Source organism: Sphingobacterium kitahiroshimense (genome assembly GCF_025961315.1).
GTDB lineage: Bacteria > Bacteroidota > Bacteroidia > Sphingobacteriales > Sphingobacteriaceae > Sphingobacterium > Sphingobacterium anhuiense.
Map to the genome: position 1 here is coordinate 469,018 of NZ_JAOQNK010000001.1, position 20,274 is coordinate 489,291.

At 37.6% G+C, this 20,274-nt stretch carries 22 protein-coding genes; 13 read left to right on the plus strand and 9 right to left on the minus strand.

Annotated elements, in window-relative coordinates; genetic code table 11:
* Positions 1-7: 7 nt before the first annotated feature.
* The 4 genes from M2265_RS01995 to M2265_RS02010 are packed head-to-tail and all read right to left on the minus strand — an operon-like array spanning position 8 to position 4,157.
* A complete protein-coding gene (locus M2265_RS01995; protein WP_021188202.1) occupies positions 8-709 on the minus strand; it encodes a phosphoadenylyl-sulfate reductase in 702 nt (233 codons plus the stop codon).
* The gene (locus M2265_RS02000; protein ID WP_132768216.1) at positions 699-1,280 is read right to left on the minus strand and encodes a bifunctional precorrin-2 dehydrogenase/sirohydrochlorin ferrochelatase; all 582 of its coding nucleotides are present in this window, start codon (positions 1,278-1,280) and stop codon (positions 699-701) included. The genes M2265_RS01995 and M2265_RS02000 overlap by 11 nt, the downstream gene beginning before the upstream one ends.
* Complete coding sequence (gene cobA / locus M2265_RS02005) at positions 1,281-2,039, minus strand: uroporphyrinogen-III C-methyltransferase (RefSeq protein ID WP_132768214.1); 759 nt, start codon at positions 2,037-2,039, stop codon at positions 1,281-1,283.
* A gap of 15 nt (positions 2,040-2,054) precedes the next feature.
* Positions 2,055-4,157 carry a HEPN domain-containing protein gene (locus M2265_RS02010; RefSeq protein ID WP_132768212.1) on the minus strand — a complete coding sequence of 701 codons (2,103 nt, stop codon included), beginning with the start codon at positions 4,155-4,157 and terminating at the stop codon, positions 2,055-2,057.
* A gap of 145 nt (positions 4,158-4,302) precedes the next feature.
* Between M2265_RS02010 and M2265_RS02015 the strand changes: the two genes are divergently transcribed.
* The 6 genes from M2265_RS02015 to M2265_RS02040 all read left to right on the plus strand — a co-directional run bounded on the left by M2265_RS02015 (position 4,303) and on the right by M2265_RS02040 (position 9,465).
* The gene (locus tag M2265_RS02015; RefSeq protein WP_132768210.1) at positions 4,303-5,274 is read left to right on the plus strand and encodes a PstS family phosphate ABC transporter substrate-binding protein; all 972 of its coding nucleotides are present in this window, start codon (positions 4,303-4,305) and stop codon (positions 5,272-5,274) included.
* 1 nt (position 5,275) lies between these two features.
* Positions 5,276-6,172: a phosphate ABC transporter permease subunit PstC gene (gene pstC, locus M2265_RS02020; RefSeq protein ID WP_021188200.1), complete on the plus strand. Its 897-nt coding sequence runs from the start codon at positions 5,276-5,278 to the stop codon at positions 6,170-6,172.
* Positions 6,165-7,019: a PstA family ABC transporter permease gene (locus tag M2265_RS02025; protein WP_132768208.1), complete on the plus strand. Its 855-nt coding sequence runs from the start codon at positions 6,165-6,167 to the stop codon at positions 7,017-7,019. Before pstC ends, M2265_RS02025 begins: the two co-directional genes overlap by 8 nt.
* Complete coding sequence (locus M2265_RS02030) at positions 6,974-7,783, plus strand: phosphate ABC transporter ATP-binding protein (protein WP_132768206.1); 810 nt, start codon at positions 6,974-6,976, stop codon at positions 7,781-7,783. The genes M2265_RS02025 and M2265_RS02030 overlap by 46 nt, the downstream gene beginning before the upstream one ends.
* 73 nt (positions 7,784-7,856) lie before the next feature.
* Entirely contained in the window at positions 7,857-9,092 is a 1,236-nt protein-coding gene (locus M2265_RS02035) for a PQQ-dependent sugar dehydrogenase (protein WP_132768204.1), read from the plus strand.
* Positions 9,093-9,174: 82 nt separating this feature from the next.
* Positions 9,175-9,465, plus strand: a complete 291-nt coding sequence (locus M2265_RS02040) for a hypothetical protein (RefSeq protein WP_132768202.1) — start codon at positions 9,175-9,177, stop codon at positions 9,463-9,465.
* Here M2265_RS02040 and M2265_RS02045 read toward each other — a convergent pair.
* The 5 genes from M2265_RS02045 to M2265_RS02065 form a co-directional block, all read right to left on the minus strand.
* Positions 9,462-9,905: a GNAT family N-acetyltransferase gene (locus tag M2265_RS02045; RefSeq protein WP_021188195.1), complete on the minus strand. Its 444-nt coding sequence runs from the start codon at positions 9,903-9,905 to the stop codon at positions 9,462-9,464. The two genes, M2265_RS02040 and M2265_RS02045, sit on opposite strands and share 4 nt — an antisense overlap.
* Positions 9,896-10,276 carry a diacylglycerol kinase family protein gene (locus M2265_RS02050; protein WP_132768200.1) on the minus strand — a complete coding sequence of 127 codons (381 nt, stop codon included), beginning with the start codon at positions 10,274-10,276 and terminating at the stop codon, positions 9,896-9,898. The genes M2265_RS02045 and M2265_RS02050 overlap by 10 nt, the downstream gene beginning before the upstream one ends.
* Positions 10,277-10,349: 73 nt before the next feature.
* Positions 10,350-11,075 (minus strand): bacillithiol biosynthesis deacetylase BshB1, encoded by a 726-nt coding sequence (gene bshB1, locus M2265_RS02055; RefSeq protein WP_132768963.1) that lies wholly within the window; start codon positions 11,073-11,075, stop codon positions 10,350-10,352.
* A gap of 67 nt (positions 11,076-11,142) precedes the next feature.
* Complete coding sequence (locus M2265_RS02060) at positions 11,143-11,637, minus strand: glutathione peroxidase (RefSeq protein ID WP_021188193.1); 495 nt, start codon at positions 11,635-11,637, stop codon at positions 11,143-11,145.
* Between the two features lie 13 nt (positions 11,638-11,650).
* Positions 11,651-12,289, minus strand: a complete 639-nt coding sequence (locus tag M2265_RS02065) for a DUF4294 domain-containing protein (RefSeq protein WP_231576973.1) — start codon at positions 12,287-12,289, stop codon at positions 11,651-11,653.
* Positions 12,290-12,438: 149 nt separating this feature from the next.
* On the opposite strand from M2265_RS02065, the gene M2265_RS02070 reads away from it, so the two are divergent.
* From M2265_RS02070 to M2265_RS02100, 7 genes are all read left to right on the plus strand, one after another.
* The gene (locus tag M2265_RS02070) at positions 12,439-14,655 is read left to right on the plus strand and encodes a RelA/SpoT family protein (RefSeq protein ID WP_132768198.1); all 2,217 of its coding nucleotides are present in this window, start codon (positions 12,439-12,441) and stop codon (positions 14,653-14,655) included.
* 83 nt (positions 14,656-14,738) lie between these two features.
* A complete protein-coding gene (locus M2265_RS02075) occupies positions 14,739-15,227 on the plus strand; it encodes a Fur family transcriptional regulator (protein WP_021190674.1) in 489 nt (162 codons plus the stop codon).
* Between the two features lie 126 nt (positions 15,228-15,353).
* Complete coding sequence (locus M2265_RS02080; RefSeq protein ID WP_132768196.1) at positions 15,354-16,631, plus strand: adenylosuccinate synthase; 1,278 nt, start codon at positions 15,354-15,356, stop codon at positions 16,629-16,631.
* A 3-nt stretch (positions 16,632-16,634) separates the two neighbouring features.
* Positions 16,635-17,921, plus strand: a complete 1,287-nt coding sequence (locus M2265_RS02085) for an anthranilate synthase component I family protein (protein ID WP_132768194.1) — start codon at positions 16,635-16,637, stop codon at positions 17,919-17,921.
* A gap of 66 nt (positions 17,922-17,987) precedes the next feature.
* Positions 17,988-18,644 (plus strand): TatD family hydrolase, encoded by a 657-nt coding sequence (locus tag M2265_RS02090; protein ID WP_132768192.1) that lies wholly within the window; start codon positions 17,988-17,990, stop codon positions 18,642-18,644.
* 3 nt (positions 18,645-18,647) lie between these two features.
* Positions 18,648-19,373, plus strand: a complete 726-nt coding sequence (locus tag M2265_RS02095; RefSeq protein ID WP_132768190.1) for a ThiF family adenylyltransferase — start codon at positions 18,648-18,650, stop codon at positions 19,371-19,373.
* A 54-nt stretch (positions 19,374-19,427) separates the two neighbouring features.
* Positions 19,428-19,667: a hypothetical protein gene (locus M2265_RS02100; RefSeq protein ID WP_132768188.1), complete on the plus strand. Its 240-nt coding sequence runs from the start codon at positions 19,428-19,430 to the stop codon at positions 19,665-19,667.
* Positions 19,668-20,274 lie beyond the last annotated feature (607 nt).

The following is a 20,274-nucleotide window of genomic DNA, read 5'->3' on the forward strand; positions in this document are numbered from 1 at the left end:
TCTTGCTTTATTTTGTTGTCACATGTAATCCACACTCTTTTTTACTCTGATCTTCCCACCACCATCGGCCGGCGCGAAAATCTTCACCCTCCTGAACAGCCCGGGTACAGGGCTCACATCCGATGCTCGGAAAACCCTTATCGTGCAGTATATTGTAAGGTATACGCTCGCTTTTAATATAATTGGTAACCATCTCAAAAGTCCAGTCAAATAGCGGATGAATTTTGATAATATTATTCCCCTCATCATACTCGATATACTCCATATCGTGACGATTCGCCGATTGCTCCGCTCTAATTCCTGTTATCCAAATTTTGGCACCTCGCAAAGCCCGCTGTAAAGGCTCTATTTTGCGTATGTAGCAACAAGATTTTCTATTTTCAACAGACTCATAAAATGAGTTCGGCCCCTTTTCAGAAACAAATTCCTGAACCTTTTCGGTATTCGGGTAGTACGTATCAATTTTTAGCGCATAGCGCTCAGCAGTTCTGCTCCATAACGAATAAGTCTCCTTAAAAAGTCTTCCCGTATCCAAAGTAAAAACCCTGATATTCACTTTGCTCTTTCCTATCCAATCTGTAATAATCTGATCTTCGATACCGAAAGATGTCGAAAATACAACCTGATCAGGATATTGTTCAGTAATAACCTGAAGCAGATCCGCTCCCTGTTTTCCTGATAAAAGTTCTTTAATTCCACTAATTTCCATCTCTCTCAATTAATGATTTTGTATGTTTATTCAGCGCCGTGACTTTTGACTGAAAATCACCTTTTAATTGATTCCGCAATTGGCTCATCAATTCCAATGTTTCATCAATCTCCTCAGGAAGCATTTCCTGTAAAAACTCCTTTACTCTTTTTGCAATTGTCGGGGATTTACCGTTCGTTGAAATCGCAATTTTCAAATTACCTTTTTTAACGATCGATCCAAGATAGAAGTCACATAGTTCCGGTTTATCTGCCGCATTTAGCAAAATATGTTTTGAACTCGCTAACGCTCTTATTTGATCATTAAGTTCATGATTGTTTGTTGCCAGCATCACGAGATGTTTTTCATCAAGATCCGATTCCACAAAATCACGCTCTTCAAAAACGATATGCTTATATTGCGTCATGATGATTTTAAATTCATGACATATTTTAGTCGCAATTACTGTTATATGCGCTTTATCATTATTCTGAATGATTGCTTGAAATTTCTCTAACCCGATCGGTCCACCTCCAACTAATAAAATGTGAATCTGATCTGGCTTGACAAAAATTGGAAATAGCGTATTCATTTAAACAGTTGCGTATTTTTCAATAATATGTTTAAAATTCGGATGCTTAGAAACAACTTCGCCCAAAACAATAATAGCCGGTACACCAATGCGTTTTTCCTGAGTTTCGTCCAGTATATCGTCAATCGTACCGATAATAATTTTTTCATTTGGCATAGAGCCATTTTGAATCAATGCAATAGGCAGATTTTCTTTACCATGCTGTTTGTATAATGCGACTATTTCTGTTAGCTTACCAAATCCCATCAGCACCACTACTGTTGCATTTGTTTTAACAGCTGCATACAAGTCCTCTGAGAGTTTTCCTTCAGTTGTAGAACCAGTTATCACCCAAAAACTTTCACTTATACCGCGATAAGTTAAAGGAATCTTTTGCAGGCCCGTTAATCCGATACTAGAGGAAATACCCGGAATAACCGCTGTTTCGATATCATATTGATTAATAAAATCAAGTTCTTCACCACCACGTCCAAATACAAATGGATCTCCGCCTTTTAATCGCACCACATGACCATGAGTCAGCGCATAATCGACCAGTAACTGGTTGATCTGATCCTGTGAAGTAGAAAGCTGTTCCGCTCTTTTCCCAACATATACCTTCGTGCAGTTTGCACTGGCAAAATCCAATAAACTCTCATCCACTAAAGCATCGTATAAAATTACATCCGCTGCCTTTATCGCTTTTATACCTTTTAAGCTGATCAATTCAGGATCACCAGGACCCGCTCCGACCAAAGTTACTTTTGGTTTAATATTCATCTTCTATCCTCCTCATTAATTAACTTTCACCGCATTTCTATACTCATACACTGCGTTAAAGAATGTATTCAAGCTCTCAAGGTAGTTTTCAGCAAACTCTGGAGTAGGCTCATTCTTATTTATTTGCAAAACCAGTTCTGGGAACGTAGTTTCTAATTCAAAAATATGTTGCTCCACAAATTGCGCTTGGAACTCCTGGATCACAGCATGCTGTGAACTCACATTAACACCTTTATCCAATAATAATGCTTTAGCACAGCCGATAAAAGTACTGTAGGCATGATAAATAGCATCCGCATACTTTTTCTCCTCAAGAGCAGAAACCGCCCAAGCTCTTTTTTCTTCAGCTTCAAAGATCAAAGTAGCAACAAGATCAATCATGACACCCGCACACTCACCCACACCGATCGCTGTTTCAAAAGTTTCCTGATGACCCCAATCAATATATTCATCATCAGATAGTGTTGTTAGATCAGCCAAAGGTTTCAATAAGGTGTAGAAATAGTTTTTGGTCTGACGGTCATAGTAAGCATGAAAGTTTTCACCTTCCTGAACATTCTTTTTATAATCCGTTAAAACCAGGTCAACCACGTGCAGCACTCTTTTGGTAGGTACTTTGATAATTCTTTCGGCCACACGACCTACACCATTACCAACAGTACCACCACCGATCATGACCTGTGCAGCAGGAACGACTTTACCGTTTGCTTTTACAGAACTTCCATGAAAACCCAGATGCGCCAATCCATGCTGTCCACAAGAGTTCATACAGCCTGAAATTTTGATCTTCAGTTCACGGTTGTAAACAAAATCTGCGTAAAAATCACGAATGTATGACTCAATAACCCGTGCCATCTCTGTACTGTTTGAAATACCCAGATTACATGTATCCGTACCTGGGCAGGTCGTCACATCAGACGTGCTTTCAAATCCAGGAGAAGCCAACTCAAGCTTCGTCAATAATTTAAAAATATGAGGAAGCGTTTTCTCGGTAGCATACTTAAGCAACAATCCCTGATTCTGAGTGAAACGAATTTCGTCGGCAACCAGACCTTCCAGTCCAGCAACCAAAACTCGTGCTTTTTCAGTTGGAAGATCACCAGTAGATATTTTAGCAAATACACCATAAAAACCATGCTGCTTTTGCTCAAAAGTATTTGTTGACTTCCAGATCAGGTAATTCGGATCTAAATCCAAAGATAAACTTTCCACGGCATCTGTATCCGGTGGAGTCGGTTGCGTGATCGTATCGCGGTTGATCTGAAAAGATTTTACATGATTAGCAACGCGTTCCTCAGCAATTAATCTTAACACTTCATCAATACCCAATTTTTGGATCAGGTATTTAAAGCGTGCTTTATTTCTATTATTACGCTCGCCATAGCGGTCAAATACACGTAAAGAAGACTCAACAAACAGAATCAACTGATCTTCATGTAAAAATTCATGTACCAAGTGCGCTAGAAAAGGTTGAGAACCCAATCCACCACCTAACAGAACTTTAAAACCACGTTCTTCTTTACCATCAATAAGTTGTATTTTAGGAATAAAGCCAAGATCATGGATATATGAAAAAGCAGTATCATCATCTGATGAAGAAAATGACATTTTAAATTTACGACCCATTTCCGCACAGATCGGGTTTCTTAAACAAAATTCGAAAACGGCCTGCGCATACGGAGAAACATCAAAAGGTTCTTTTGGATCTATTCCGGCTGTAGGTGATGCCGTTACGTTACGCACAGTATTACCACAGGCTTCACGTAAAGTAATATCATCCTCTGCCAATTTGGCCCATAACTCTGGTGTGCGATCTAGACTAACAAAGTGTATCTGAATATCCTGACGGGTCGTGATATGCAGATTGCGAATCGCATATTCATCCGATACATCAGATATTTTAATCACTTGTTTGAAAGTTGCTTTTCCAAAAGGTAATTTAATACGCACCATTTGCACTCCAGGTTGACGTTGACCGTAAACCCCTCTTGCAAGGCGCAATGAACGAAATTTTTCATCCGTAATTTTCCCTTCCTGAAAAAGTCTAATTTTCTTTTCTAAATCAATAATCTCTTGCTCAACCACAGGGTTTTCAAGCTCTGTACGGAAACTTTGCATATGCTGAAATTCTATTTATTGGTCTGTATTCTCTTCTATTTGGTTCAAAAGTAGAAAAAAAAACTATATAATCTATAAAATCTATTAAATTAATATATATTTGTCAAAAATATTATTGTAGACCAATCCTATAGAGATAGATAAAATGAAAAAAAACAACCGTAATATACTTATATTAAGCTTATTATTGTTACTTACGAATAACGCGTGTGCTCCTAAAATAGAGAATGGCTATACAAAAGAAAGAGGATTTGAAGGTAATATTTCCTTATCTGGAGCGTTTGCACTCTATCCTTTAGTAGTCTTATGGAGTGAAGAGTTTAAAAAGGAACATCCACATGTGCGTTTTAATATTTCAGCTGGCGGAGCAGGCAAAGGAATTGCAGATGCATTGACCGGTATGGTCGATATCGGACTTATTTCCCGCGATCTTCATCCACAGGAAATAGCAAAAGGCGCCTTTCCTATCCATGTTGCTAAAGATGCTGTGATCTGTACCATTAATGCCGAAAATCCAAATTATACCTTACTTAAAGAACGTGGTTTGACCCATGCGGAACTCAAAAATATCTTTATCAATAAAAAATATAAAACCTGGAACGAGATAGACGCGCGATTTTCAAAAGATCCGGTGATCGTGTACACACGTGCTGATGCCGCCGGTGCCGCTGAAACTTGGGCAAATTTCTTTAAAAGTAAGCAGGAGGATTTAAAAGGCGTGGGAATCTTTGGTGATCCAGGAATTGCACAGGCAATTAAAGACGATAAAAATGCCATAGGATTTAACAACATCAATTACGTCTATGACTTAAAAACAAAAAAAGTTATGGATAAAATTGATGTCTTGCCAATCGATCTAAATGCAGATGGGCACATCAGTGAAAACGAAGATTTTTATAGTACCATAGATGATTTAACGGATGCTGTGAGTAACAACCATTACCCTAGCCCACCAGCCAGAGATCTTTCGTTTATCACAAAAGGGAAGCCTGATAATTTGCTCGTTAAAGAATTCATTTCATTTGTGCTAAAGAAAAAATCGCAGAGTTATTTATTGGAAAATGGATATGTGCCATTAACAGAGTCGTTAATTAATAAAGAACTGATTAAACTGTAATATGCTAAAAACAAGGTTATTAAAAAATGCAATCGCAAAACAGGTCAGTTTTGTTTTGTTGCTCATTTCACTTTCAGTGGTCATTATAATCGGTATCGGACTGACTTTTAAATCAGTACCCTTATTTGAATCGTTTAACATTCTTGAACTATTGACAAATCATGTGTGGGCACCTATGAAAGGAAGTTTTGGTTTCCTACCCTTTATTATGGGCACACTCAGTGTCACATTGGTTGCGCTATTGATTTCATGCCCACTTTGTATCTTAACCTCTATTTACTTAACAGAGTATGCGTCAGACACCTTGAAAAATGTCATATTACCGCTTATCAATGTTCTGGCAGCCATTCCTCCTGTGTTATACGGGGTTTGGGGTGTATTATTTATCGTACCTGCAATACAATCTTATATTGCGCCCATTTTTGCGGTTTCTACTTCGGGTTACACTGTTTTGGCTGGAGGAATCGTACTCGCAGTGATGATTTTCCCGATCATGATCAGCATTATGGTCGAGGTTTTAAAAACGGTACCGGCAGAACTTAAAGCAGCATCACTGTCTTTGGGCGCTACCAAATGGGAAACTGCCCAAAAAGTCATACTTAGAAGAGCAAAACCTGGTATAATAGCAGCAATTGTATTGGCGATCTCCAGAGCATTCGGCGAAACAATTGCAGTTTTGATGGTCTGTGGTAATGTTCCCAAAATACCGACATCCATATTTGATGCTGGTTATCCTATTCCCGCACTCATTGCAAACAATTTTGGGGAAATGATGTCAATTCCATTATACGATTCGGCACTGATGTTTTCAGCCTTACTCCTTTTCGTTATTATTTTCGGATTCAACCTCATTTCACGCATCATATTAAACAGATTGGAGGGCAAGCATAATGGATAATCTTAAAACAAGACTTTTTAAAGAGAAAGTTGCAAAAGGTTTCATGCATCTTTCCGGAATGTTGGTTACCGGTTCACTTTTTTTTATAATCGGCACCATCTTATATAAAGGGTTACCTTATTTATCTTGGGAAATGGTGAGTCAATTACCAAAGGGCGGCTTTTACATGGGTAAAGAAGGGGGTATTTTAAATGCCATATTAGGATCCCTATACCTTGCAGGTGTAGCAACTATATTGGCGACCTTAATCGGTGTGCCGATCGCCTTATACTTAAATATATATATCAAAACATCATCGAGACTAGCGCAGTACTCGAAATTAATGTTTGATATCCTATACGGAATTCCTTCTATCGTATATGGAGCTGTAGGATTTACCATTATGGTTTATTTTGGCATCCGCGCATCCCTTTTAGGTGGAATTATCACCATTACACTGCTAACGATACCCATTGTGGTGCGAACAGTCGATGAAATCATCAAAACAGTTCCCACAGACTTAAAACATGTTACTTTATCTTTAGGTGCGACCAAATGGGAAGTCGCAAAAGTTTTTATTTTACACATTAAACAAGGAATATTTACCGCAATCTTACTTGCATTTGGAAGATCTATCGGAGATGTTGCCGGAGTTTTGTTAACAACAGGATTTAGCGACAATTTACCCCGTTATATTGACGAACCCGCCGCAACATTGCCATTAGCGATCTTCTTCCAGTTGAGCAGTCCTATTCCAGAAGTTCAAGGCCGTGCTTACGCATCAGCACTTATCTTAACTTTTATTATTCTAATTATTGTCATATGCACGCACATCCTATCATCGAAACAGAACAAACACAAATTGTAAGACCGGCTATTCAACCGCATATTCAGATACAGGATTTGAATATTCATATTGACGGTCATCATATTTTGAAAAACATCAATCTGTCGTTGCCTAATAACAGCATTACCTCGATCATCGGTCCTTCTGGTTGTGGGAAAACGACGTTACTGAAAACCTTAAACCGACTTATTGATGATACGAAAGGAGTTCAGGTTTCAGGCTCTGTATTTGTCAATGGCGAAGATATATATGCCCCAAATGCCGAAGTAACACATATTCGAAAAAAAATGGGCTTACTTTCTCAAAAACCATTTCCGTTGCCGATGTCGATATATGACAATGTCGCTTATGGCCCTCGCATCCATGGGACAAGAGGAAAAAAGGAATTAAATGAGATCGTAGAAACACAGTTGAAGAATGTCGGACTTTGGGAAGAGGTGAAAGATCGGCTGGATCAATCCGCGACACGACTTTCCATTGGGCAGCAGCAGCGCCTATGCCTGGCACGTGGGCTGGCCGTCAAGCCTGAGATTATATTAGGCGATGAATCAACCTCTGCATTAGATCCAATATCGACGCAGACGATCGAAAATCTACTTATTGAACTCAAGAAAGATTATACCATTGTGTTGGTTACGCATATTCTGAGACAAGCACGCCGTGTTTCTGATTATATCATTTTTGTTTATGGCGGCGAAATTCTTGAATTTGGAAAAACAGAAGAAGTACTGTTAAATCCCAAACATGAAATTACACGTCAGTATGTAAAAGGCTTTATTTCATGATAAAACGCTTTGCATGTAATTTTTAAATAAATTATTTATATTTTTATATGATATGAAACAATTCAATTTGTCTATGAAAAGTAAATTAGCCACAATCCTGATTAGTTCTTTCGCATTATATTCTTGTTCTAACGGTACTACAGGTGCTGAAACGAACAATAATACAGTAGATAGTATATATCCTGCTGTAGAAACGAATGCGGCAAATACAAAATATAAACCTGCCTTTGAAGGCCAGACCCGTATCGCCGGTGTAAAAACCACTACACCATTTGAAGGAGTTGTACTCAATACAACATTGAAGTCTCCTTGGGGAATTGCGTCTTTGCCGGACGGACGTTTACTCATTACCGAAAAAGAAGGAACCTTTAGAATAGCAACTGCTGACGGTAAAGTTTCTGAACCGATAACAGGTCTACCTAAAGTGGATACAGATGGTCAAGGTGGTTTATTGGGACTAACGATAGATCCTAATTTTGAAACAAACCGAATGATCTATTTTGTTTTTTCTGAGCCAAGTGCTGAAGGAAACCTAACAGCCGTCGGTAAAGGAAAATTAGCCGCAGATGAGAAGACAGTTGAAAATGTCGCAGTTATTTACCGCGCTACACCAAAGTACAAAGGTAAACTACATTATGGTGGGCGTATCCTATTTGATAAATCAGGCAATTTAATTGTAAGTACGGGTGAACGTTCAGATTTAGCCACCAGACCTCAGGCACAAGATCTAAAATCAGGATTAGGCAAGATTGTTAGAATAACAACAGATGGCGCTCCAGCAGCGGGTAATCCGTTTGCAGGGAAAGCAGATGTAAGACCAGAAATTTACAGTTATGGACATAGAAATGTTCAAGGATTGGCACTTCATCCTGAAACGGGCGATTTATGGGAGACAGAATTTGGTCCTCGCGGTGGAGATGAACTAAACCGTATCGAGCCTGGCAAAAACTACGGCTGGCCAATCATTACTTACGGTTTAGAATACAGTGGTGAAAAAATTGGAGAACCTATCCAACAAAAAGAAGGATTAGAGCAACCGGTTTATTACTGGGATCCCGTATTATCACCTAGCGGTATTACATTCTATACAGGAGATGCCATTCCTGAATGGAAAAACAATCTATTCATCAGTGGACTAAGCAGTACGCATATTGCCCGTCTAGTTATTAAAGATAATAAAGTCGTAGGCGAAGAAAGGTTATTAGCAAAAGAAGGACAACGCTTCAGAGATATCACACAAGGTAAAGATGGAGCGCTTTATGCCATTACAGATTTAGGACGTCTTTACAAAATTGACAAAAAGAAATAACAATTTCGATTGTAAAAAACAGCTAAAGGTAACCAGAAAGGTTACCTTTTTTTATGTATGTGTATTAATAAAAAAAGATTGTATGACAAAACACGTTCTAATCAGAATAGTCGCATTGATCATTCTTTTATTTATGGCCATTCCCATCGGTTTGTCCCAGTTAGATCCAAATAGACGTTGCGGTACAGCCGATAGCTTAGCTATAATTTTTTATATGGGAATCTTTTTGCTGCTATGGATTATCTATTTAATAGTAGAATCTGTTTTCTTATACCGTAAAAACGAAATTCCAAAATTCAGATTCAATATTATTGCCGCTCTAATTATCCCTCTTTTTATATTGATCTCTTTTTTATTTAATTTACTTGATTAAGAGAGCAATTCCATACTGTATAAGTCAAAATCTTTCGCCCAATAATCTTTTACAATCTGGTTTAAAACAAAGCCATTTTTCTGATAAAATAGATAAGTACGTTGCGAAGTACGGACAATGATGCGGTCGATCGTTTTCAGCTCTTTTAAAATTGCTATACGGTGTTCCAGCAACTTTTTGCCATATCCCTTACCCTGTTCTGCAGGAAGGACCATATCCCAACAGATTACAGCCCTATGCTCTTCCAGCTCAACGGTAATGCCACTGCATGCCACCACTCTATTGTCTACTTCAAGAACAAAAAACTGCTGCATCTCGAAATCCAGATAATACTTCAAATCCTCTTTTTCATCCTGAGCAAAGTAAGCTGGAATATTTTCTTGCATAATATTGAGTACGACATCCCGATCCCGTAGCTCATAAGCCCTAATTAAAACCATATCGCCATTATTTTTGGAACAAAAATGAACATTGCTATAACCACAGAAACGATCGCTGCTGTTAATACTGCGGCAGCTGCTAGATCTTTCGCTTTTTTTACAAAATCATTCTTTTCCTGACAAACCAGATCCGCAAGATTTTCAATAGCGGAATTAATTATTTCAAGCGCAAAAACAGCACCAATACAGAGTAAGATGATCATCCATTCAATCGCAGCGATATCAAAGTAAATTCCAGCAACAATGGTCACAATAGTTGCCGCTACATGAATGCGCGCATTATGTTCTTCTATCAACAGTATTTTGAAACCATTGAATGCATATGCAAAACTTTTTATTCGATCCTGTAGCGAGAAGTGTTGATTTTTCATGTAATATATGCTGTAAAAGCAAAAGCCGTTTCTTAATATAATAAAGAAACGGCTTTTATTTGATTATTTTAAATTAAATCAGATGAAATATATCATCAACACCTAATATTTTCTTTGCCGTAAACCCTTCAGCATATTTTACCTGTATCGATCTACCAAATTCTCGCGCCCTTGCAGCTGTAGATTCCATAAAATCGGGATTCGAAATATAGGTCTGCGGTTCGTCGAGATTCGTGTCTTCGCCTGTATAAAACTGTGTTTTATACGCTAGTATTGATTTTTCCTTAATCGTATAATAATCCGTAATATCCAGTACAATATCAGGTTTAATATAATAATCCTGAATCATCTGCAGCACCAATCTAGGACGGTGAGCTTCTTGTAAAATTCCGTCTGCTATCGTTTCTATTTTCCTTAGACCTGCCAAAAAGCATGCTTCATTCACCATGTGACCTGCTCTACCATGATCAGGATGGCGGTCAGTAATGGCATTTGTGATTATAATTTCTGGTTGATATTTACGGATCGCCTGAATGACAGCAAGCTTATCTTCTTCACTATTATTGAAAAAACCATCACGTAGCGCTAAGTTATCTCTTACCGTTAAGCCCAATATTGCTGCTGCATCGTTTGCTTCACGATCTCTGGTTTCAGCAGTACCGCGAGTACCAAGTTCCCCTCTCGTAAGATCTACAATACCTACTTTTTTACCCGCAGCAACATATTTTGCTATTGTACCTCCGGCCCCTAATTCTGCATCATCCGGATGCACAGTAATTACTAATAAATCAAGTTTTATCATGCGAGTCTATTTTCAATGTTTAACCAACTAAATATAGACAAAAGTAGTAAACATTTCGTTCTTTCTACCCTTCAGATAATAATTGCTCAACACGTTTTTTGATTCTAGACGCCGTTGGTGAGGTTGTTGAGTAAAAATAGTCTACTACCTCTCCATTTTTATTGATCAGATATTTGTGAAAGTTCCATAGTGGTTTACTCGAAACATGTCCATTTTCCTCCTTTTGAGCCAGATAACGATACAAGGGCGAGGCATATTCGCCAATGACATGTGTACGTTTAAAAACAGAAAAATGAACTTGTTGGTTAATTTTACAAAAAGTCTCTAATGTATAACCAGTTAGTGGTTCCTGTTTTCCAAAATTATTAGATGGGAAAGCAAGAATTTCAAAACCATCATTTTTATAGGTCTGGTAAAGTTTTTCTAAGGATTTAAATTGGCTCGTAAACAGGCATTGGCTGGCCGTATTTACAATGAGCAATACTTTTCCCTTATAGTCAGCTAATGATTTTTCTTGACCATTGAACTGTAGGGCTTTAAAATCATAAACTGTCTTCATAAATTAATAATTTTTAAAAATACTGTGGATCTCTTCTCGTTTTTTGAAATTCTCTAATGATATTTTCTATTTCAAAATCTTCTCTCGGATCGTAAGTACTTTTTAGGTTATGTCCAAATATTTTAGCTACCCCTTGGTATAAAAAAGCAGATAACCCACCTTTCATCTGTTTCACCATTTCATAGCTCGAATGTCCTGTTTGTCGGTCTATAAGTTTAATGAGAATTTTCCCCTGTGTAATACTCATATTTTTAATTTCCCTATTAAACATCGACTTCACTTCATTCTCACATGTTTCAATCAGCTTTTTCTGTTCTTTTTTATCAGAAACCAATGCAAGTTCCCGGTCTAACTGATCATATCTTTTTTGAGCAAAAATAGCATAAGGCAATACCCTTAACACATTTCGTCTTAGCCTTAGGTACTGTTTTTTAGCATCTTCCGAAGTCCATATTCTTGGTTTTGATATTTTGACCTCTGGAATTAAGAACCAAGGAAGCCGCTCGCCACTCTCTAATGTGGTCATATTATACTCTTCAATTACTTGTTGCTGCCCCTCCCCGTAGAGCGGTACTGTCAGTGCTTGAGACATCCCCAAAAAAGGGATAAAAGCAAGTAAAGATAGTATCCAGCGTAAGTTTATTCTGATCATTACAATTTAAAAATTGTCTTTTTTTGTCAATAGTATTAAAAAATTATTACATTTAATAAAAATAAATCGGGTTTACTATTTATTCCTTTAAATTAACAATAACTAATTTAAGAAATGTATTTTTAAAATCATAATGCAACTGCAAGTTTATGAAAGATTATGTGATTGATATAGAAGCAGAAAATAAAGAAATACGTAAAAGATACCGAGCATTACTACGCGCATGTAAACCAACGATGCAACGAGGTGACAAGCAGATGATCAGAAAAGCATTTGATCTCGCATTAGAAAGTCACAAAGAAATGCGTCGAAAATCTGGCGAACCTTATATTTTCCACCCGATTGCCGTAGCTCAGATTGCTGCAGAAGAAATTGGTTTAGGTACAACTTCAATAGTTTGTGCCCTCTTACACGATGTGGTTGAAGATACCAACATTACACTCGATGAGATCGAGCAGATGTTTGGTAAAAAAGTGCGTCGTATTATTGATGGACTGACAAAAATTTCAGGAATTTTTGATCCGAACAGTTCCATGCAGGCAGAAAATTTCCGTAAGATGTTATTAACATTGGCAGATGATGTCCGTGTTATTTTGATCAAACTAGCGGATCGCCTGCATAACATGCGTACCATGGAATTTATGGCACGTGATAAGCAATTGAAAATCGCTTCAGAAACCAGTTATTTATATGCGCCATTGGCACATAGACTGGGTTTATATGCGATCAAGTCTGAACTGGAAGACTTATCCATGAAGTTTACAGATCCCGACACCTACAAGTTTATCGCTCGAAAACTTAACGAAAAAAAGGCGGAAAGAGAGAAATTTATCTCCGACTTTATTCAGCCTGTGCAAGAAATATTACAGGAACAAGGTATAACGGCGCAAATTTTCGGCAGACCCAAATCCATTCATTCCATCTGGACCAAGATGCGTAAAAAATCGATTCCTTTCGAAGAGGTTTACGATTTATTTGCGATCCGTATTGTCATCGATACCGATGATGAGCGTGAAAAAACAGAGTGTTGGAAAGTGTATTCTATTGTAACCGACCTGTACCGACCAAACCCCGACCGTCTAAGAGATTGGGTATCATCACCTAAAGGTAATGGTTATGAATCTCTGCATACCACGGTTATGGGACCTCGCGGTCAATGGGTTGAAGTTCAGATCAGAACCAGCCGCATGAATGAAATTGCGGAGAAAGGTTTTGCGGCACACTGGAAATATAAAGAATCCAATTCGGACAGTGGATTAGACCAGTGGATCAAAAAAATTAGAGATGTACTGAGCAACCCGGAACAGAATGCACTGGACTTTGTGGACGACTTTAAAATGAATTTGTTCTCCGATGAGATCTTTATTTTCACGCCAAAAGGAGCCCTTATTCAATTGCCACATGAAGCCACTGCATTAGATTTTGCCTTTGAAATCCACTCGGATATCGGAGCAACCTGTATCGGTGCAAAAGTCAACCATAAATTGGTGCCTTTAAGTCATGTTTTGCAAAATGGTGATCAAGTAGAGATCATAACTTCGAGCAAACAGACACCAAAAGAAGACTGGTTGAATTTTGTCGTGACAGCAAAAGCAAAATCCAAAATCCGTTCTTCACTGAAAGAAGAAAGACGTCGTGTGGCGGAAGATGGTAAAGAAATTCTGGAGCGTAAGCTGAAAACGTTAAAGATTACCTATAACACTGATAATATTAATAAAATTGCGAATTTCCTTAAATTTCCAAGTTCGCAGGATCTGTTTTATAATGTAGCCAAAGGACTCGTTGATATTAAACAATTGCGCGAATTTGTGGCGCACGAAAAAAACAACGATGCGACACTGAGTACCCAAAACACCCAATTTAATACACATATTGGTGGTTTAGTAGAGAAATTCAGTAAAAAAGATCAGGATACCCTCTTGTTAGGTGATGATTTGCAGAAAATCGATTACACCCTTGCTCCTTGTTGTAACCCAATACCTGGAGATGATGTATTTGGATTTTTAACTGTAAACGATGGTATAAAAATACACCGTACCAGCTGTCCAAATGCATCCAAATTAATGGCGAACTACGGTTACCGCATTATGAAGGCTAAGTGGACATCCCAAACAGATGTATCTTTCTTGACCGGATTACGTATTGTCGGTATCGATGATGTTGGTTTGGTCAATAAGATCACCACCGTCATATCTCAGGAGTTTAAAGTTAATATTCGCTCCTTAAGTATTACCAGTAACGAAGGAATTTTTGAAGGGCATATTATGGTCTTTGTAAATGATACAGAACAATTGGAAAATCTAATGAAAACGCTTAAACAAGTGCGCGGCATTACCACTGTTTCACGATATGAATCTGAGAGTTAAACATCAGCTGAATATCACATTTTTTTAATACTACAATAATTGAATCAAAATTGGTAAATTTGTAAAGAATCTTATTGATTAATATGAACGCAGCTGAAAATTACGCAACAGTAAAAAAGATCTTTGAAGCTTACTTAGAAAATAAAAATCTAAGAAAAACTCCAGAGCGTTATGCTATTTTAGAAGAAATTTATTCCCGTACAGATCACTTTGATGTAGAATCATTGTACATCCATATGAAGAATAAAAAATACCGAGTTAGCCGTGCCACTGTATACAACACGTTAGAATTGTTGGTATCCTGTGACTTAGTTACTAAACATCAATTTGGGCGCAATATGGCTCAATTTGAAAAATCCTATGGCTTTAAACAACACGATCACGTCATTTGTATTGAATGTAATATCGTGGTGGAATTTTGTGACCCACGTATCAACCAGATTCAAAGCTTAATGGGTGATTTATTAAAATTCGATATCAAACATCACTCGTTAAATCTGTATGGTGTTTGTAATGATTGCCAACAAAAAATCGCTGCCTCAAAAGCAAAAGAAGAGGTTATTTCAAATTAATCTCAGGATTGGCGAAATATAATAGTACATTTGTTCAGAAAATGATTTGCTCATTTTTCTGAACATTTTGTTTTTAGATAATTCAAAAAATTAACATAAATTCTTAATCACAATACTTTAAAAGCTATGCAAGTTGATGTGCTTTTGGGCTTACAATGGGGAGACGAAGGTAAAGGTAAAATCGTTGATGTATTTTGTCCACAATACGATTTAATTGCTCGTTTCCAAGGCGGCCCTAACGCCGGACACACATTGGAGTTTGATAACAAAAAATTCGTTTTAAACACGATCCCTTCGGGTATCTTCAATGAAGGAACTCTTAACCTAATCGGAAATGGTGTTGTTATCGACCCGATTATCTTAAAGAGAGAACTAGACAATTTGAAAACTGCTGGATTTGATCCAGTAGGTAAAGGAAATTTAGTGTTAGCTCGTAAAGCGCATTTAATCCTTCCTACTCACCAGTTACTAGATGCTGCTTCAGAATCTAAAATGGGTGATGGTAAAATTGGTTCTACCTTAAAAGGTATTGGTCCTACCTATATGGATAAAACAGGTCGTAATGGCCTACGTGTGGGTGATACTACATTGCCAGATTTCAAAGAGCGTTACGAAAAATTGAGAGAAAAACACCTTTCTATTTTATCACACTACGGTGAAATCCCTGATTTCTCTGAAAAAGAAGAAGCTTTCTTAGCTGCTATCGAATTCATTAAAACTATTCCACATGTTGATTCAGAACATTTAGTGAATCAATATTTAAAGGATGGTAAAAAAGTATTGGCGGAAGGTGCTCAAGGTACTTTGTTAGATGTTGACTTTGGTTCTTATCCATTCGTTACCTCTTCAAATACAACTACAGCGGGCGCATGTACCGGTTTAGGTATTGCTCCAAATAAAATTGGTGCAGTATATGGTATCTTCAAAGCTTATGCTACTCGCGTAGGTGGAGGCCCATTCCCGACTGAACTACATGATGAAGTAGGTGAAAACTTACGTAAATTAGGTCATGAATTTGGAGCAACAACAGGTCGCGCACGTCGTACTGGTTGGATTGATATTCCTGCTTTAAAATATGCCATCATGTTAAACGGTGTTACCGAATTGATCATGATGAAAGCTGATGTGTTGGATACTTTCGAAAAAATCAAAGTTTGTACACATTACAAACATGAAGGAAAAGTAATCGATTACATGCCATATGAGATTATCACGAACGAGGCTGAGCCTATTCTTGAAGAAATCGACGGCTGGAATCAAGATCTGACTGGTATCACGCAACAAAGTGAAATCCCTGCAGCATTACAAAATTACATTACGTATCTAGAGAAAGCATTAGAAGTGCCTATCACGTTCCTATCTGTTGGTCCAGATCGTAAACAAACATTAAAATTGACTAAATAGTTAATGCGGGTCGAAGACAATTTTGTTATAGATTCAACGAATAATTTTCATCAAAAAGCGCTGCAATGGGCAGCGCAATTTGATGAAGTAGCTTATCTCCATTCCAATGGACATAGCGATCAGTGGAGTGCATTTGAATGCTTAATTGCAGTAAAAGCAACTTCCTCTTATACCTCGACTTCCGGTAATACACTTCAGGATGTTCAAAAATATATAGACACATATCCAGATACTTATATTCCTGGTTTTTTTTCGTACGATCTGAAAAATGAAATCGAAGAACTGGAAACACATCATGATGATCCTTTAGGATTTCCATTAGCCTATTTCTTTGTTCCTGCAGTTACGATCAAAACAATTGGAAATACCGTTTGGATAACAGCTGAAAATCCTGCTCAAATCTATCAAACCATTTTAGATTTTACATGGCAGACCGCTTCTGTGGGTTTTGATGGCCAGATACAGACCAGATGGTCTAAGGCTGAATACATGCTTGCATTTAATAAAATGCAAGATCATATCCAAAGAGGAGATATTTACGAAGTCAACCTCTGCCAGGAGTTTTATGCTGACCAGGTCAACTTAAATCCCGTAGCGGCATTTGAAAAATTGAACAGCATCTCCCCTACGCCGTTTGCGGCATTTTTTAAATTCAACAAGAATTACATCCTTTCCGCATCTCCAGAAAGATTTCTGGCGAAAAGGAATCAACAGCTCATTTCCCAACCTATAAAAGGAACTGCAAAGCGAGGAAAAACTGCTGAAGAAGATCAAAAGATCGTCCAAGGCATGTTAAACTCTACGAAAGAAATTGCTGAAAATGTGATGATTGTAGATTTAGTTCGCAATGATCTCACGAAAAGCGCAGTACCAAAATCTGTCAAAGCAGATCGTCTATTCGAAATTCAGACATTTAAACTCGTTCATCAGATGATTTCGACCATTACCTGTGAAATCGATGAAAAAGTAGCGGATGTTGAAGTTATTAAAAATACCTTCCCTGCTGGTTCAATGACCGGCGCTCCTAAAATTGCTGCCATGCAGATCTGTGATCAAGTTGAAGCAACAAGACGCTCGTTATATGCAGGATCCATCGGTTATTTCGGTCCTGAAGGTGATTTTGATTTCAATGTTGTGATCCGGACCATTTTATACAATGCACAAAGTAAATACCTGTCCTTTCAGACAGGCGGTGCTATTACCGTTCAGGCAAATGCTGAAGACGAATATCAAGAATGCTTGTTAAAAGCAAATGGTATGTTGCAAGTTCTTGATACACATATTCAATAAATATCTATATCTTTAGTAGATAAAATTCTCAAACATCATTTTTTTTTCTGAAATTTGCGCCTGATTATGACACAGATATACATTGATATCCATACCCATCAGCATCACTCGTCAGAGACTGAACGCTTTGACGTATTTAATCTTATACTGAATGCTGATCCAGATGATCATTATTTACCGCCAGTAACTGCGGGGTTACACCCATGGCACATCAGTGAAAGTGACCCTTTTAAAGGCATATCGATCCTGCAAGAATTGCTTCGTGATCATGAAATTCTAGCTGTCGGGGAATGTGGTATGGATAAAGTAATATCTGTGCCCCTAAATGTGCAGCAAGACGTTTTTCAAAAACAAGTTAGCTTAGCAAAAGAATACGGTAAGCCATTGATCATTCATTGCGTCCGTGCTTTTGACGAAGTACAGCAAGTTTTAAAAAGTGAAAATTTCACAGGTCACATCATTTTTCATGGATTTAATAAGAATCGAGAACTTGCTGAGCAATTGCTTAAAAAAGGATATTACCTTTCGTTTGGTTCATCAATTCTCACGGGAAAGTTAGATGAAACGCTTGTAGCGACTCCTCTTGAACAGCTTTTTTTGGAAACGGATGATGCGCATGCCGATATCAGAGAATTGTACGCTTATGCAGCACAATTGAAAAAGATATCGATAAATGAATTAAAAGAAAACATAATAAGAAACTATCAACTTGTATTTGAGTAAAATATGAAAGACTTAACTTGGCTATCGCGTACAGAGGCATTAGTGGGGCGTGAAGCTTTAGAAAAATTGGCAAATTCTCATGTCATGGTTTTGGGATTGGGAGGCGTAGGATCGTTTGCAGCGGAATTTATCTGCCGTGGCGGTGTTGGCAAAATGACCATCATTGATGGCGACACTGTAGATCCTTCTAATAGAAACAGACAGTTACCAGCATTGGCAACCAACCATGGTCAATCTAAAGCACAGATCATGCGCGATCGGTTATTATCTATAAATCCTGAACTGGATTTGACTATTGTTGAAGATTTCGTTCTTCCTGAAAAGATTTCCGATCTATTGGATCTTAATCCCGACTATGCAGTGGAAGCAATTGATAGTATCACGCCAAAATTATTTTTTATCCGTCAGGCTCTAGAGCGTAAAGTTCGTTTTGTAAGTTCTATGGGAGCTGGGGGAAAAATGGATCCTACAAAAATAGAAATTGCAGATATCGGAGAAACCTATAATTGTAAACTTGCTCATCATATCCGTAAAAAGTTATATAAACATGGGATAAGAAGTGGTTTTAAAGCAGTATTTTCTACAGAATTGCCAGATAAAGCATCCCTATTGTATACCGATGGCAGTAACTATAAGAAATCTGCATACGGAACGATGTCTTATCTGCCAGCTGCATTTGGAGGAGCAATTGCTTCCGTTGCATTAAGAGATTTAATCGCTAAAAATTAATGATATTCTCGTCAATATATCGCATTATATTGACGAGAATATGTAGTTTTGGCTATGGAAAAACTTATAAAATTAGTTGAAAAGAATAAGCTTGCTAATCAACCGGTTGATGAATTTTCAATGGTTATCGATGATAAGCAGGTGGTACACGGTGCAATTTTTGTCATAAAAATTGAAAAGAAAACCTTTAAACTTTTCATTCCAGAACCGCACTACAAAACCATTATTGAGGGAGAAACAAAACCTTTGATCAAAACGATCCTCAAACATCCTGAGGTTATGCTGTTTATGTAATTTTCTAACAATCCTATTATTTTCAAAGGCATTTAAACATTACTTTTTTCTGCAATAAGATTCTGAGGCATATATCCTTGAAATTACTGTTGCAATCTATTGATCAATATATCTATAGAACAGCACATTCTGAAAATTAACTGCTTTATATTGAAGCTAATTTTAAGCGATTTAAAGAGTTCTGTTAGATCAATCTAGCAAAGATTTATCCTGATGGATTAAATTGCTTAAATCACTTGTTTTCAAGTAATCTGATCTATTGTAAAGATATAGTGATGGCGATCTGTTGTATGTTTTAATAATAGATTAGGAATGATCGACTTTTTTTTGAGAGATGTTCGGGATTTCTTTGAGATTGCGAGCAAACTGGTTCGTATTTTGTTCGCCATTTATTCGACTCGTTTTCGTCTTATGGTCGAAGCCGAGTCGAAGAACAGTCGAAGCGCACCCGAATCAATCCCGAAGTTGTTCCCTATCATTATCGAGCCGTTGTGCAAGCATTCTCAAGAAGACTAAGGACTTTTACGGACTTCCATGGACTTTCACGGACTTCTTTGGACTTTTAGCTTATACATTCTTCGTAATAAAGCATAAAATTTATACATCA